Origin of the sequence: Niallia endozanthoxylica, assembly GCF_008710145.1 — a bacterium.
Taxonomy (GTDB): domain Bacteria; phylum Bacillota; class Bacilli; order Bacillales; family Cytobacillaceae; genus Bacillus_BD; species Bacillus_BD endozanthoxylica.
On sequence record NZ_VYKL01000045.1, the window covers coordinates 64,668 to 79,355 of the forward strand.

Annotated in this window: 16 protein-coding genes; 8 read left to right on the forward strand and 8 right to left on the reverse strand. The window is 38.0% G+C overall.

Annotated elements, in window-relative coordinates; translation table 11 throughout:
* Window positions 1-23: 23 nt before the first annotated feature.
* Window positions 24-1,352 (reverse strand): hypothetical protein, encoded by a 1,329-nt coding sequence (locus F4V44_RS23585; RefSeq protein ID WP_150442459.1) that lies wholly within the window; start codon window positions 1,350-1,352, stop codon window positions 24-26.
* Window positions 1,353-1,383: 31 nt separating this feature from the next.
* Window positions 1,384-2,550: a TraB/GumN family protein gene (locus tag F4V44_RS23590; protein ID WP_150442460.1), complete on the reverse strand. Its 1,167-nt coding sequence runs from the start codon at window positions 2,548-2,550 to the stop codon at window positions 1,384-1,386.
* Between the two features lie 212 nt (window positions 2,551-2,762).
* On the opposite strand from F4V44_RS23590, the gene F4V44_RS23595 reads away from it, so the two are divergent.
* The gene (locus tag F4V44_RS23595; RefSeq protein WP_223882021.1) at window positions 2,763-3,344 is read left to right on the forward strand and encodes an amino acid permease; all 582 of its coding nucleotides are present in this window, start codon (window positions 2,763-2,765) and stop codon (window positions 3,342-3,344) included.
* A 357-nt stretch (window positions 3,345-3,701) separates the two neighbouring features.
* Here the strand turns inward: F4V44_RS23595 and hprK are convergent, their stop codons facing one another.
* Complete coding sequence (gene hprK / locus F4V44_RS23600; RefSeq protein WP_150442462.1) at window positions 3,702-4,637, reverse strand: HPr(Ser) kinase/phosphatase; 936 nt, start codon at window positions 4,635-4,637, stop codon at window positions 3,702-3,704.
* Window positions 4,638-4,842: 205 nt separating this feature from the next.
* Here hprK and F4V44_RS23605 point away from each other — a divergent pair, with 205 nt between their 5' ends.
* From F4V44_RS23605 to F4V44_RS28030, 3 genes are all read left to right on the forward strand, one after another.
* Window positions 4,843-5,844, forward strand: coding sequence for a glycosyltransferase family 2 protein (locus F4V44_RS23605; RefSeq protein ID WP_150442463.1), 1,002 nt, complete (start codon window positions 4,843-4,845; stop codon window positions 5,842-5,844).
* A complete protein-coding gene (locus F4V44_RS23610; protein ID WP_150442464.1) occupies window positions 5,841-6,251 on the forward strand; it encodes a GtrA family protein in 411 nt (136 codons plus the stop codon). The genes F4V44_RS23605 and F4V44_RS23610 overlap by 4 nt, the downstream gene beginning before the upstream one ends.
* Window positions 6,252-6,464: 213 nt before the next feature.
* Window positions 6,465-6,755, forward strand: coding sequence for a phospholipase (locus tag F4V44_RS28030; protein ID WP_150442465.1), 291 nt, complete (start codon window positions 6,465-6,467; stop codon window positions 6,753-6,755).
* Here the strand turns inward: F4V44_RS28030 and F4V44_RS27610 are convergent.
* Window positions 6,696-6,899 carry a hypothetical protein gene (locus tag F4V44_RS27610; RefSeq protein ID WP_191090828.1) on the reverse strand — a complete coding sequence of 68 codons (204 nt, stop codon included), beginning with the start codon at window positions 6,897-6,899 and terminating at the stop codon, window positions 6,696-6,698. The two genes, F4V44_RS28030 and F4V44_RS27610, sit on opposite strands and share 60 nt — an antisense overlap.
* Before the next feature lie 244 nt (window positions 6,900-7,143).
* On the opposite strand from F4V44_RS27610, the gene F4V44_RS23620 reads away from it, so the two are divergent.
* From F4V44_RS23620 to F4V44_RS23635, 4 genes are all read left to right on the forward strand, one after another.
* Window positions 7,144-7,782, forward strand: a complete 639-nt coding sequence (locus F4V44_RS23620) for a hypothetical protein (RefSeq protein WP_150442466.1) — start codon at window positions 7,144-7,146, stop codon at window positions 7,780-7,782.
* A gap of 553 nt (window positions 7,783-8,335) precedes the next feature.
* Entirely contained in the window at window positions 8,336-8,899 is a 564-nt protein-coding gene (gene ahpC / locus F4V44_RS23625; RefSeq protein ID WP_150442467.1) for an alkyl hydroperoxide reductase subunit C, read from the forward strand.
* Window positions 8,900-9,100: 201 nt separating this feature from the next.
* Entirely contained in the window at window positions 9,101-9,307 is a 207-nt protein-coding gene (locus F4V44_RS23630; protein WP_150442468.1) for a hypothetical protein, read from the forward strand.
* 500 nt (window positions 9,308-9,807) lie between these two features.
* Window positions 9,808-10,674 (forward strand): Cof-type HAD-IIB family hydrolase, encoded by an 867-nt coding sequence (locus F4V44_RS23635; protein ID WP_150442469.1) that lies wholly within the window; start codon window positions 9,808-9,810, stop codon window positions 10,672-10,674.
* A gap of 42 nt (window positions 10,675-10,716) precedes the next feature.
* Here the strand turns inward: F4V44_RS23635 and F4V44_RS23640 are convergent, their stop codons facing one another.
* The 4 genes from F4V44_RS23640 to F4V44_RS23655 form a co-directional block, all read right to left on the reverse strand.
* Window positions 10,717-11,385 carry an SDR family NAD(P)-dependent oxidoreductase gene (locus F4V44_RS23640; protein ID WP_150442470.1) on the reverse strand — a complete coding sequence of 223 codons (669 nt, stop codon included), beginning with the start codon at window positions 11,383-11,385 and terminating at the stop codon, window positions 10,717-10,719.
* 57 nt (window positions 11,386-11,442) lie between these two features.
* Window positions 11,443-12,639: a phosphopentomutase gene (deoB, locus tag F4V44_RS23645; RefSeq protein WP_150442471.1), complete on the reverse strand. Its 1,197-nt coding sequence runs from the start codon at window positions 12,637-12,639 to the stop codon at window positions 11,443-11,445.
* A 74-nt stretch (window positions 12,640-12,713) separates the two neighbouring features.
* On the reverse strand, window positions 12,714-13,331 hold the full coding sequence (locus F4V44_RS23650; RefSeq protein ID WP_150442472.1) for an AmiS/UreI family transporter: 618 nt from the start codon (window positions 13,329-13,331) through the stop codon (window positions 12,714-12,716).
* Window positions 13,332-13,438: 107 nt separating this feature from the next.
* Window positions 13,439-14,620, reverse strand: coding sequence for a NupC/NupG family nucleoside CNT transporter (locus F4V44_RS23655; protein ID WP_150442473.1), 1,182 nt, complete (start codon window positions 14,618-14,620; stop codon window positions 13,439-13,441).
* Between the last annotated feature and the right edge of the window lie 68 nt (window positions 14,621-14,688).

The window sequence follows — 14,688 nt, forward strand, 5'->3', positions numbered from 1 at the left end:
ACTACTAAATTATCAATCTATCATTACAAAAAGGAAATGGCGGCAACGCCGATTGTAACAACGGTCAAAATATACAATCCATTAATCCTCAGTCCAACTTGGACACCAGAAAGATGCGAAAAGCGGCTGACCATTAAGTTTAGACCTGAGAAGGGACTTAGTGCAGTCGAGATATACCAGGTTAATAACAAAATGAAGGCCAAAGCAATACTATTAATTCCAAGTTCGGCCGGATTTAATTGCATAGCGAGCGCACCGACAACAGCAATTTGGTGAATCCCAATATAAGTCAGACAAAAGACAATCAGCAGGACGGCTAAAGCAAATAAGAAAAAGGACTGATTTGCCAAGACCTTTAGAAACTGACTGACCCCGTTCATGACATTTGTGCCTTTTAAGGCAAAGGCCAGCATTCCTGCGCTCATAAATAGCATAATCTCATTATTCATCATAGGTACTGCCCGGTCACGGAAGTCCACCCATAGCGGCTTTGCTTGCTTCCACTTAAAGGTAACAGCTATAAAGATCAATGGAACAAAAATAGAAATAAGACAGACAATGACAATCATAGACCATTTCGTCAAACTCTCAATGAATAAACACATAATCATTAATAAGATAACAAACAGGATTAGCTCCATCAGCTTTTTGCGATGCTTCTTTTCCATTCGCTGTATTGTTGTTTGCTCCTTTGCTATAGGATTACGTTTTTCCCAAATCACAAAGAATACATTTCCAACTACTAATGAAAGAATAGAGATTCCCATTCCATAAATAACATAATCTTTAAATGGTACATGTAAATAATGAAGAACAAGTGAAACGGATGCAAAATAAGGAGACCACATAAGTGCCGTTGAAAATCCAACAATATAACTTTTTGCCGACATGACCGATGGAAGCTTCAAATCCTCCAAGAATTCATTAATGATTCTGACAGACCCCAAATTTAATATCGGACTGACGATAAACAACGTTCCTGTAATTCCGGCATATAATTTTTGCGGGTGGTGCAGCAGATTATACAGCAAACGGGAAACAGACTTAAAGTATCCTCCGAGTCTTAACGGAATAGCCAAAAGAGGGGCCAGCGTTATTAGACTTAGTAAAGGAAGGATTAAAAAGATTCCCTCGCTGATTCCTGCCACACCAGTTCCTTTATTCCATTCAATAATGATTCCGGCACTCATCATAAAGAGGCCGAGAAGGCGCGGAATCCGGTCCGCCTTACCCGCACTTCCCAAAAAGGCCATTAGTGAAAGCAAGACAACCACATATTGCAGCCAAACTGCACCTGCAAAGTATTGAATGATAAAAAGCGTGCACATTCCTAAAATGAGATAACTTCTCATTACATAATTCTCTCCCTGCCTACCTGCCCGCTTACAGGTTATCAATGAATAAACGGACAATGTCAATTCCACCAATAAATGTTCCTATGGCACTTCCTAAATTAGCCAATACAACTACCAGCAGAATCCTTGTCACCTTATTATTCCAGAAACCTTTTACACTGTAGACATCCTCCGAAAGCTTTTCAAAATCTCTTACATTCGGTCTGCGTAAATAAGCTTGGACAATCCCTGTAAACCAACCGGCTGCGGTAATGGGATCCAAGGCAGTAATGGGTGCTGCAATAAAGGCTGTTAAAATCGTAAGCGGATGTCCAAAAGCAATGGCTGTTCCTAGTGCTGAAAGGCCGCCATGCCACAGCCACCAGCTGATTGTTTGCTGCAGCCCTGCAGACGGATTTGCATAGAAGGTATAGGCTATCATTGAGATAATCAGAATCGGGATGACCCAGCCAAGCACCTTTGGAACTTTTGATTTAGGCGGGCGCTGCGTAATTAAATTTAAATCATGTTCCCTGTGTATTTCTTCTTTAATCCCCGGTACATGGGCAGCACCTAAAACAGCTACTATTTTTTCACCTGGGGCCTCTTTGATTTTCTGGGCCAAATACTGATCACGCTCGTCAATAAGCGGTGTTTTCAGTCGGGGAAAACCTTCTGTAAATTCGCTCAAAACAGTATTCAACATATCCTGTGATTTCATTTTTTCCAATTCTTCCTCGGAGATCGTTTCCTTGCTGAAAATACTGTAAACAATCTGCGTAATCAGCTGCATTTTCCCCCACCAGCCAACATTATGCCAAATGCGGGAAAAGGTAATTTGAATATCCCTATCAGCTAAAACCAGACTTGCTCCAACCTCTTTAGCTGATTCAATTCCCTGAATCATTTCCTGACCCGCATTAATTCCAAATTGGGCAGCCATCCGTTTTTGAAATGAGGAAAGAGCCAGATTCATCAAAAGTAATGTGGCCTTGTTTTCTTTAATAACCTTAAAGATATCCATATCACTCCACTTATTGCCTTCCGTTATTGCTTGATATCTTGGTTCATCTAACTCAACGCAGACAGAGTCTGGTTTTTCAGCCTCTATTACTTCCTTCACCTGCTGTGCACTATGCTTAGACACATGTGCTGTTCCAATCAGGATAAACTCCTTGCCATCCATATGGATTCTTGTAATATTCTCTTCTATCATAACTACCTTCCTTTAATTTCTTAAACTCATTATGAGCATTGTATTTGCTAAAAGATTCCTGTCATTCTTCCATAATAAACTAGAATCACTTAAATATAAAATAAATTTAGTTTTATTTCCTTATCTCAAAATTAAAAGGAAATATATGTACCAAAATAACTATATCTGGCGTAAATAACTAGATTCCCTCACTCTGTTTATCGAGAATAATAATATCTTCAGGAGCAACAGCCACAACATTATTTGCCCAAATCAACGGTGCAATGGGGGGTATCCTCTGGTGTTTTATTGGAGTGGAGGCTTCAACGATTCTAGCTGAAAAAGCAGAATCACAAAAGATTGTTGGAAAAGCAACAGTTATCAGCCTATTAATTACATTAACCATCTATGTTGCTATTTCAGTGGTTTCAATGGGGGTTGTACCCGCTGAACAACTTGCTCAATCAGGGACACCGCTTGCAACTGTTTTAGGGAATACTGTAATCGGTGATGCCGGAGCTGTTATTGTCAAGACAGGCATTCTTATATCGCTGCTTGGAGCACTAATCAGCTGGGTCATGCTCGCTTCACAGCTTCCTTATATAGCTGCAAAAGAAGGCATTCTGCCAAAAATATTTGTAAAAACAAACAACATTGGTGTTCCGACAAATGCACTTTTCATTACAAATGGAATCTCCCAATTATTCCTGCTTGTCCTGTTATCGTCCAAGCTGCAAAATGTATATAATATGGTCCTTTTACTTGCAACTACCTTATTCTCGTGCCTTACCTGCTTTCTGCCTTATATGCCATGAAGGTTTGCCTGCAGGATAAGTTAGGTACAAAAGGTATGATCATCTCTATCGTTGGAATCATTTACTCCCTTTACGTCATACTTTCCGTCGGACTCTTATACCTTGCCGCCTCGTTTATAATCTACGGGATTGGAATGTTTGCTTTTATAAAGGCGAGAAAAGAACAAAAAAAACGTTTCGTCAGGCAGAAAGGATAGCCATCTCTCTCGTTATCCTATTAGGGATAACGATGACCATATTATTAGCCACAGAAGTTATTGCTATATAGAGTGTCAGGCACCACAAAAAGACAAATGCACGTCATTTGTCTTTTTGTGGTGCCTGACACGAATGTTTCACGTGAAACATTCATTCTAGCTATTTCAGTTCCTGATCCGCAAAATCTGCTTCAATTCTGCTTAAAAACTCTTCTGCAGCACTATAGCCCTGCTGTCTTAAATACCAATTATTTGCGGCTGCTTCAATCAGTCCCGCAACATCTCGTCCCGGCTGAAGCTGGATTTCAATCGATGGAATTTTCACTCCCATATACTCTGTAAATTGAGGCTCCTGCTCCAACTCGTTATTCAAGGCGTCTTTTTCCCATTTTGTTAAAAGAATATCAAGAGCAATCCGTGTTTCTTCCTGAAAAGCCTTGCGCCCGTACATCCGGACGACATTTAACAGTCCAATACTCCTAAGTGCAAGAAATTCCTTTGTCTTCTTATCATGGGTACCGAGAATGGTTTGCGGACTAAGCTTTTTAAGTACCACAATATCATCAGCCACAAGGCGGTGACCCCGGCCAATTAACGTGTGTGCTGTCTCACTTTTTCCAACTCCAGAATTACCTCGAAGTAAAATCCCCATACCTGATACGTTCAAACAAACACCATGGATAGCAATTTCCGGTGCCAACTCCTTCACTAAATAGGCATCCACTTTTGGAATAAACTCTGAGGTTGTTTCTACCGTTCTAGTTACTAACAGGGGAATTTTTTCCTCTATACAATGATGCCGCAAGTAGGTCAACCCCTCTTCACCAGCTGTAACAATAAAACAAGGCGGATGATAATGAACAATATTTCCAATGCGGATTTTTCTTTCCTCATGACTTAACTTATGTAAATAGTTAACCTCTTTTTTTCCTAAAATTTGTACCCGTTCTGTAGGGAAAAAATCGAAATGACCAACAAACTCCAGACCGGGACGATGCACCCTTGATTGCGTAATTGGTTTCTGCAACTGGTCTTCTCCAGCTAATACTTTCAACGAAAACCTTTTAACTAAGTTTTCAACTGTTATTTTCTTCACTTTTCCCTTCACCATCCTATATGGCTTCTAACTTTGAATTATACTGAATAATTCTGAAAACGTCATCTTTTTTGTCGAAATACGTATCAATTTGCCAATGGTGGAAATACTAAGTTGTTGATAGGCAACAATCACTACACTGCACTAAGGAAATAACCTTCAGCTAGCAAGAGAATTTAGACGATTTCCGAAGGAGCATATAAAAATGAAAAGGATAACCATACTTGTACCCGCGTATAATGAAGAAGCTGTACTGTACAAATTATATGACCGGTTAAAAGAAGTGATCAAAAGTGTCTCCGCATATCAATTTGAAATTCTATTTGTGAATGATGGCAGTAAAGATCATACGTTATCCATTATCAAAAAAATGAGAGAGCGGGATAAAAGGATCTCCTATGTCAATCTTTCTCGTAATTATGGAAAAGAAATTGCCATGCTTGCCGGTTTGGATCATGCTAAAGGGGACGGCGTCATCATTATCGACGCTGATCTGCAAGACCCTCCTGAGTTAATTCCGGAAATGATTAAATATTGGGAAATGGGCTATGATGATGTCTATGCAAAAAGAAGGTCAAGAACCGGTGAAACTTGGTTTAAAAAATGGTCTTCTTCCACATTCTATAAACTGCTTCAAAAAATGAGCCGGATTCCAATTCAAGAAAATACAGGTGACTTCCGCCTGCTCGATAGAAGATGTGTCGAGGCACTGAAGCAAATTCGTGAAGCACAAAGATATACGAAGGGAATGTTCAGCTGGATCGGCTACAATAAAAAGGAAATATTGTTTGACCGTGATCCTCGGGCTGCAGGGGAAACAAAATGGAATTACTCCCGCTTAATGGACCTGGCAATCGAAGGAGTTACTTCATTTACAACTACACCATTGCGATTATCAGCCTTTTGCGGCTTTATCATTTCCTTCTTTTCCTTTTTCTATATCATTTGGATTATCGCTAAAACATTGCTATTTGGCGAGCCTGTTGCTGGATACCCTTCTTTAATGACTGTTGTCTTATTTTTAGGGGGAATTCAGCTCATTTCATTAGGGATAATCGGAGAGTATTTGGGCCGGATTTTTAACGAAACGAAAAACCGTCCATTATATTTTGTTGACGAATATAATAATGAAAAAGCTTTAAATCAGGATCGGCCTGTTCATGAACTAAATAAGTTCGCCCGGCATTTGAACAGAGGAAGAGCATGAACAAACGAAACGAGATTATAAACTATCTCATCTTCGGAGTTTTGACGACAGCTGTTAACATTATTAGCTTTTGGGTAATAAACCGGTTGATTGAGATGGATTACCGTATGGCAACCTCTATTGCCTGGGTCTTATCAGTGCTTTTTGCTTTTGTGACCAACAAGCTATATGTGTTTAATAGCAAAAAGTCAAACTTCTCCTCCGTCATGAGAGAGTTTATGTCCTTTCTATTTTTTCGACTGCTTTCTTATCTGTTAGATTTATTTACAATGATTCTTCTTGTAGAAATCTTTCTAGTCGACAGCCTGCTGGCCAAAATCGTTGCCAATGTGTTCGTCGTTATCTTCAATTACTTTGCCAGCAAATTTATCATCTTTAAACCTTCAAAAGAAGTAATAGAAAAATAAGCGCAGTCAAAAGGTGTCAGGCACCACAAATGGACAGTACCTAGTACTTTGTCCTTTTATGGTGCCTGACGCCTTTTATTTTTCTCTCACTCTTAACGGGCAGTAGAACTCCTACTGATGGAAGTTTTACTTTATATGGATAGTGGCTTATACAATATGAGCTAGGATTGAATAGATTGTACTATATTAAATAATAGAAGGGAGGAAATAGTTTTGTCGCGATATAAACAAAGAGGGTCTGGATTTTGCGTTTTTCCCGGCTATAATTGGTGCGGGCCTGGGTGTAACGGTCCTGGTGCTCCTATTAATGAGCTTGATGCCTTATGCAAACGGCATGATAGATGTTACAGAAAGCATCACAACCGCTGTGAATGTGATCAGGAATTCCTCCACAGCCTCCGCCATAAAATAAACCCTCATACAAAAGAAGGAAGACAAGCTAAATTAATCTATGACTATATGAAATTTCAAACCCTTTTTACCTGTAGTTTTTATAGAAAATAGTATCTGACCATCGTTTAATACTACAAATGCCGTACCAATACTTCCGGCTATCTGGTATGGTACGGTTCTGTTCCATACATATTCCCCATACCGCTCTTTCTTTTTCTTCTTGGACATTTCTCGAACTCCCTGACTAATAATCACTTCATTCTCCCTTCTACGACAATTCAAACCTATCTATCTACATTTTTTAAGAATTATCACTAATCTATCTCCGTTAACTTTACTTATTCGCTTCTTCTACTCATTCTTAGACAAAATGCATTCTTATTTCAAGGATTTAATGCAGATTCTTATCTATGAATGAAGGAATTTGAATAACGGTTTTTATCATAAAAGCATTGCCTCTATGTTACAATTAGGAAAAATATAACGGGAGCTGATAGAAATGACTAACAATTCTAAAAAAGACCTTCAAATGGAATCGGTTGTTCTTTATCTCATTTCAAGTATGTTAATCCCTTTCGCTGTTCTTAACTATTTCAATGTTTATATATGGAATATGAGCTTTAACCCGGTAGACTTTGTATTGAAGCCTCTTATCCTTGCTCCAGTTGCTAGCCTATTACTTGCTTTATTAACAGAGTGGGGAATCTATGCATGCAATTATGTAAAACGTCTAAGCCTAACGATTAAAAAGCAAAATGGCCGATTTTCTCTCAAGGTAGTGGAAAAGAGTCTACCCATCCATGTCATCAATCAAAGTTACCTCAACGAAGTTCAAATTAAAAACAGTACAATTGTAGATATGCGAATTAAAGATCAGGATTCTCTCTCCTTTGACCCTTCTATTGAAGTAATTAAATTATTTAATCATAATCAGCAAGTTAATATTCACTATTTATTAGAAAATGCCAATCTTCTCATCCAAAGTAATGCCCTCAAGAATAAGCCAATTACGTTTATTGTTGATAGTAAAAAAGAGCGTAATCGAACCATCTCTAAAATCTGGCTGAAGCTAATCCTTAATCCGAACTCTAAGTCAGCTAAAGATGATATTCATACAATAAAAAGGCTTGTTTATTAGCGTCATTAGTATACCAACTTAGACTATTCCCCTCCTGCTAGCAGTTTGTTGCCTGCAACAAGAAAAAATAACAAATACCTTTAAAGTATTAACCCTACATTCATAACCATGTAAACATCCCGGACCTCTCAACTTATGTGATATAGATGTGATCAGTGCTCCTCATACGCCTGATTCTCCATTAGCAGCAAAGAATAGGACAAATAAGTAAGGGCAATCAGGCTGAGCCTACTTGTTTCACCACCTTATAAACCAACTCTCAACTATTTCTAAAACAGACTCTGCTGTAATATCGTGGAATAAATTAGAGAATGTATTATTAGCATCCCCTTCCTTTCCTCTTATTAACAAACCACTTTACATCTCCAGCCTTCCCCATAGAGCCTTTCATCGCTATTTCCTATATAATGATAATAATTACTTATTTAAAATAACTTTAAATTAAATGGTTGACACTTCGTGTAATTTATATAATAATAATTATTGAATTAGAATCATTCTAATCAAAACAAACTAAAGTTCATTACCCATATATACTAGGAGGAAATACATTATGTCTCTAATCGGAAAAGAAGTACAACCATTCAAAGCAACTGCATATAAAAATGGGGAGTTTATTGAAGTAACAGAAGAAAATTTTAAAGGTCAATGGAGTGTTGTTTGCTTCTACCCTGCAGACTTTACATTTGTATGCCCTACAGAACTTGAAGACTTGCAAACACAATATCCAGCACTGAAAGAACTTGGTGTTGAGGTATATTCCGTTTCAACAGACAGCCATTTCACTCATAAAGCATGGCATGATACATCAGAAGCAATTGGAAAAATTACTTACACAATGATTGGTGATCCATCACACCAAATCTCACGTAACTTTGATGTACTGATTGAAGAAGAGGGACTAGCTGACCGCGGAACATTTATTATTGATCCAGACGGCGTTATCCAAGCTCTTGAAATTAACGCAGACGGAATTGGCCGTGATGCAAGCACACTTATTAATAAAATTAAGGCAGCACAGTATGTTCGTAACAATCCTGGTGAAGTTTGCCCGGCAAAATGGCAGGAAGGCTCCGAAACACTTAAGCCAAGCCTAGACCTTGTAGGAAAAATTTAATAATTATATATACAAAAGCGCTTGGATATCTAAGCGCTTTTGTTTTGCTCTTTAAAATCATGCAGCAGAAAAGATTGGTTGCTGCTCTATTTGTACATCTTCCCTTTGGTGTTATGATGAAAGCACATTTTCTCCGTTTTCCTACGCGTGTCCCTTCCAAAAGCATATGCTACAGTAAAGAAGCTAAAGGAAGGTGATAAAGTGATTGATATAATCCTGTATCCAATATTAGTTGGAATCATCATCTATGGAATTATCATGGTAAGGTTTATCATGAACTATCAAAATAAAGAAGTAATAAATCATTTAACAAAAGATACATCCGCTAAATCGGAAGCAGAAAACACTCCCTCTTCTGCAAAAGTGCCTGCAGCTATCTCTCAATCTATAAACCGCATAGATAAATAATAACAATAGTGTAACTTATTTTTTATATAGAAAGGGGGGCAGTGAATCGTTCAGTTATTATTATTTTCCATTCTCGTTGGATTATTTCTTCTGCCCCATTCAACTATATTAATACTCTCCCTGCTTTCCCAGTGAAAACTTTCTCACAAAAGCTTTATTGCTAGAATTTTCCCTTCTATTTGTCAAAAGCCCCACATTTGAATTCAAGGGTTGCCCCTACCAATACATTCCTCAGATTCGCCAAGTTCCAGGTTATGATTATATTGATATAGTCCATCAATCGAAATACATAGTAGATATGACTCTGCTTAACCAAATGGTTCATTATCTTAATAAAATTTTTTCGCCACAAAAATTTATTTAAGAAAGATACTATCTCCCTTAATATTTAGAAATAAGGGTCCTGTCACTAATTGAACAGGACCCTTTGTCAGTTATTCATTCTGTTATTTTTATGATATAGTTGTGGCAAAATGAACATAGCAAACGAGGTAACTAAAATGAAACTAATTGCATCGGATTTAGATGGAACACTTTTAAATGAAATAGGAGAAATCAGTCAAGAAAATATCCAAGCGATTATTAAAGCAGAAGAAAAAGGACTGACCTTTGTTGTGGCAACAGGCAGATCGTATGATTCTGCAAAAAGAATCCTTACAAAAGCAGGAATTTTGTGTCCAATTATATGTCTAAATGGTGCTGCTGCATATGACATAAATGGGAGGTTAATTCGCAATATCCCTATGGATGCAGCAGTTTGTCGCAAAATTGTGTCAGTTTGCCAAAAGGCGGAAATGTATACAGAGCTTTTTATGGAAAACAGCGTACTTTCCTCTGGAAAAGATAATTTCATGGACGTAGCCATTCAGATGTTTAAAAACGTTATGCCTAACTCCACAGAAGAAGAAATTCGCCATGTTGTGGAGAGGCGTTTTCAAGATGAAAATGTGCAATTCACCGATAACCTTGAAAAGCAAATTTCCAACGAAAATAACACGATCTATAAAGTACTCAGTTTTTCTCTCGATGAAAAGAAGTTAGCGGAGGCATATAATGAGCTAAAAAATGAACCTGGGATGATTATTACATCCTCCGGCCACATGAATCTTGAATTCAACCATCCAGATGCAAAGAAAGGACTGGCTTTGAAAGAACTTGTGAATAGTATGGGAATTGACATGAGGGATGTCATGGCTCTTGGGGACAATTTAAATGATAAGAGCATGCTTGAGGAAGTAGGACGCGGCGTTGCTATGGGAAATGCTGCGGAGGAAATTAAAGAGCTATGCAAGTATACAACGAAACGAAATACTGAGCATGGGGTAGCCTATGCAATCGAAGAGATGTTAAGAGATTGTTCTCTATAAAGTATCAGGCACCTTCCAAACTGGACGGTGCCAATACTTTACCTATTGTCCGATAACCAATTCAGTTTCATTTTCTCTTCTTAGAACTTCTAATGCTACTTCTTTTGCCGACTTTAATCTTGAGCGGTCGGTTACAAAGTTATTTTCATCCCAAAAAGGGGTATCCATGCCTCCCATATATACACCAGAAACAGAAATAGATGTATTCTCTAATTCTTTTACTAATGCTTCCGTAAACCCACGAATAGCAAACTTACTCGCACAATACGCTGTTTCATGAACCTTTCCATATAATCCAGCTGTTGAAATAATGTTCATGATTTTCCCGGTATTTCTTTCTAAAAAAGCAGGTAATATTGCTTTTGTAACATAAATCGTTCCCTTTACATTTGTATCAATCATGGAGCTAATCTCATCGGCTTTGATTTCCTGGAGAGGGCCGAAGTAACCGACGCCTGCATTATTAATCACTTGGTCAATGTTTTCCGTCTCATTCAAATGGGAGATCATTTGTTCAACCATCTTTGCATCTGTTATATCACAAGGAATGGTTATCGCATTTCCATTTGTCTTTTCTATCATTTGACAAACTTCATCTAGACTGGAAGATGTTCTTCCAACCAAAATAATTCGATTCTCCTTTTCAGCATAAGCAAGGGCAAGTTCTTTTCCCAACCCCGTACCTGCCCCTGTAATTAGGATTGTTTTCATACATTACACCTCTGCATTATTTAATACTAGGTTGTATTAAGCAACCATTTGGATGCATCACGAAAGTTTGCTCTTCAGGTCAGTTAAAAAGCTTGTGCCATAATGAGGCATGTTTACTTGGAAGTTTTCAGCAACGGTTGCCCCTATATCAGCAAAGGTCTTTCTAACAGGAAGCTCAAAGCCTTCCTTTATGCGCTTCGAATAGACAAGGAGCGGAACATATTCCCTTGTATGATCAGTGCCTGGGTGAACCGGGTCATTCCCATGGTCAGCTGTAATAATGAGAAGATCATCTTCATTCATGTTAGGAAGCACTTCTGACAATCTTACATCAAATTCTTCTAGTGCCTTTCCATAGCCAATGGGATCACGGCGATGGCCATATAAGGCATCAAAATCAACAAGATTTAAAAAGCTTAAACCAGTAAAATCCATCGATAAAGTGTCCATAAGTTTATCCATTCCATCTTGATTTGAAATCGTCCTGAGTGACTTCGTAACACCCTCGCCATCGTAAATATCTGAAATCTTTCCTATGGCAATCACATCATGCCCTGAATCCTTTAACTCATTCATCACAGTCCGTCCAAATGGCTTTAAAGCATAATCATGGCGGTTCGAAGTCCGTTTAAACTCCCCTGGCTGTCCTACAAAAGGTCTAGCAATCACACGTCCCACCATATATTTTTCATCGAGCGTTAATTCACGAGCTATTTTACAAATTTGGTATAACTCATCAAGCGGAACAATTTCTTCATGGGCAGCAATTTGAAGAACAGAGTCGGCTGAAGTGTAGACAATTAGTGCCCCTGTTTTCATATGCTCTTCTCCTAGTTCATCAAGAATGGCTGTTCCGCTGGCAGGGATATTTCCAATGATTTTCCTGCCGGTACGTGTTTCTAATTCATGAATAAGCTCATCGGGAAAACCCTCCGGAAAAACTTGAAATGGAGTTTGAATATTTAAACCCATTATCTCCCAATGTCCTGTCATCGTATCTTTTCCCGCAGAGGATTCCTCCATTTTTGTGAAGACTGCTAAAGGTTTTTCGGCCTTTTCAATTCCTTTCAGCTGCTTAATATTACTTAATCCAAGTTTTGCCATATTAGGCATATGAAGCCCATTCATTTCTTCAGCAATATGTCCAAGTGTATCAGACCCCTTATCACCAAATGCCTCCGCATCAGGAGCTTCCCCAATTCCAACTGAATCCATTACAACTAGAAAAATTCGTTTAAACATATTCTTTTCCATCTTTTTTATCCCCCTAGATTTTATAAAAAAGAAACGACTCCAAAAAATTCCAAATCATCATGGATCATTACACTTTACGTTTTTCCACTTGCGGGTAGTATGATTGAAATCTTTAATTTAAACAAACCGATAGCAAAATATACAATCGAGCCGATCATGACAACGTACCATATTTGATTGACAATCGGTGTATTCCATATACCCATAAAATATAAAAGGGACGGGATTGTTAATGTGACCCATGACTGTATAAAAGCAACCTTGCCAAGAAAATGGTCAATTTTCATTTGCAGGGTATTAGATAAAAAGAATAGCAGCCAAAGAAACGCCCACATTCCCCATGTTAAGGCACCAATCCCATCATGGAAGTGAACAATGGCTGTAACTGTATAAACAATCGCAACAACCACTACCCATAAACAAAACCAGCCAAGCCCTTTACTATCTAGTCCCATTAATGCAGTAATGCCAAAATATAAATACGTCAGTCCAAACAAAAAGATAGAAGCAAAGTTATACAGCTCCCAATGGCTTTGTTCTGAAGTGATGATTAAATAAAACGGAATAATGACTTGAATCATTCCTACAAAAAGGTTAAATACTCCAACACTTTTCGCTTCAGCTTTTCCAACAATCAGCAAGCTATTCAGAAACAATACTGCACCTGAAAGAAACAAACCTACAAAGCTCATATTCAGAGATTATGGGAGGTTTCCCACAATCCTTATTCACCTCCTTAAAATAAGGAAAAGCAATTTTTCACTCCTATATAGGAATGAAAAAATGCTTTTTCAATTTATTATAAAACCATACTTACAATGATGGATGATAATACACTTACCAATGATGCACCATATAATAGCTTTAAACCAAACTTAGCGACAACATTTCCCTTTTGCTCATTTAAACCTTTTACGGCACCTGCAATAATCCCAATAGAAGAGAAGTTCGCAAAGGAAACAAGGAACACTGAAATAATTCCTAATGTTCGTGGGCTAAATGATTCCTTCATACTTGCCAAATCCATCATCGCAACAAACTCATTCGTGACAAGCTTCGTAGCCATAATACCACCCGCTTCAACTGCCTCTGAGAAAGGAATACCCATAATAAAGGCAAAAGGTGCAAAAATATAGCCTAACATTCCTTGGAACGAAATACCGAAAATCATCTGAAAAATACTATTAATGGCAGCAACCAAGGCAACAAATCCGATTAACATAGCACCAACAATGATCGCTACTTTAAAGCCGTCAAGAATATACTCTCCTAGCATTTCAAAAAAGCTTTGCTTTTCTGCATCTTGGATTTCTAAAATATCTTCTTCTGGTGCAACCGTATATGGATTAATAATGGAAGCGATAATAAATCCACCAAACAAGTTCAGGACAAGTGCGGTTACTACATATCTAGGTTCAATCATTGTCATATACGCACCAACGATCGACATAGACACCGTTGACATCGCCGACGCACAAAGGGTATATAAGCGGTTGGCCGGCAATAGACCTAACTGTTTTTTCACCGTAATAAACACTTCAGATTGACCAATCATAGCTGATGCCACTGCATTATATGATTCTAATTTCCCCATGCCGTTTACTTTACTAAGTAATAACCCAATCGCTTTCATAACAATTGGCAATACCTTTATATACTGGAGGATTCCAATTAAAACAGATATAAATACAATTGGCAATAAAACATTAAGAAAGAACGGGGCTTGTCCATCATTGGCAATGCCACCAAACACAAAGGCTACCCCTTCACCTGCATATTCCAACAATTTACCAAACACACTAGCAATCACTTTGATTAGTCCCAAACCAAGTGAAGTATTTAGTAATAAGACACATAATATTAATTGAATAATGACCATAAGAATAATCGGCTTTATTTTGACATCTTTTCGATTGCTACTTACCACATAAGCTAATCCAAAAACTACAAGTAAACCGATGATCGCAATGATGTACTTCATCGTTAGTCCTCCAAATGGTGTTAAATTCTTAAGTTGATGTATCCGCTTCCATCCTGTATAAATTCATT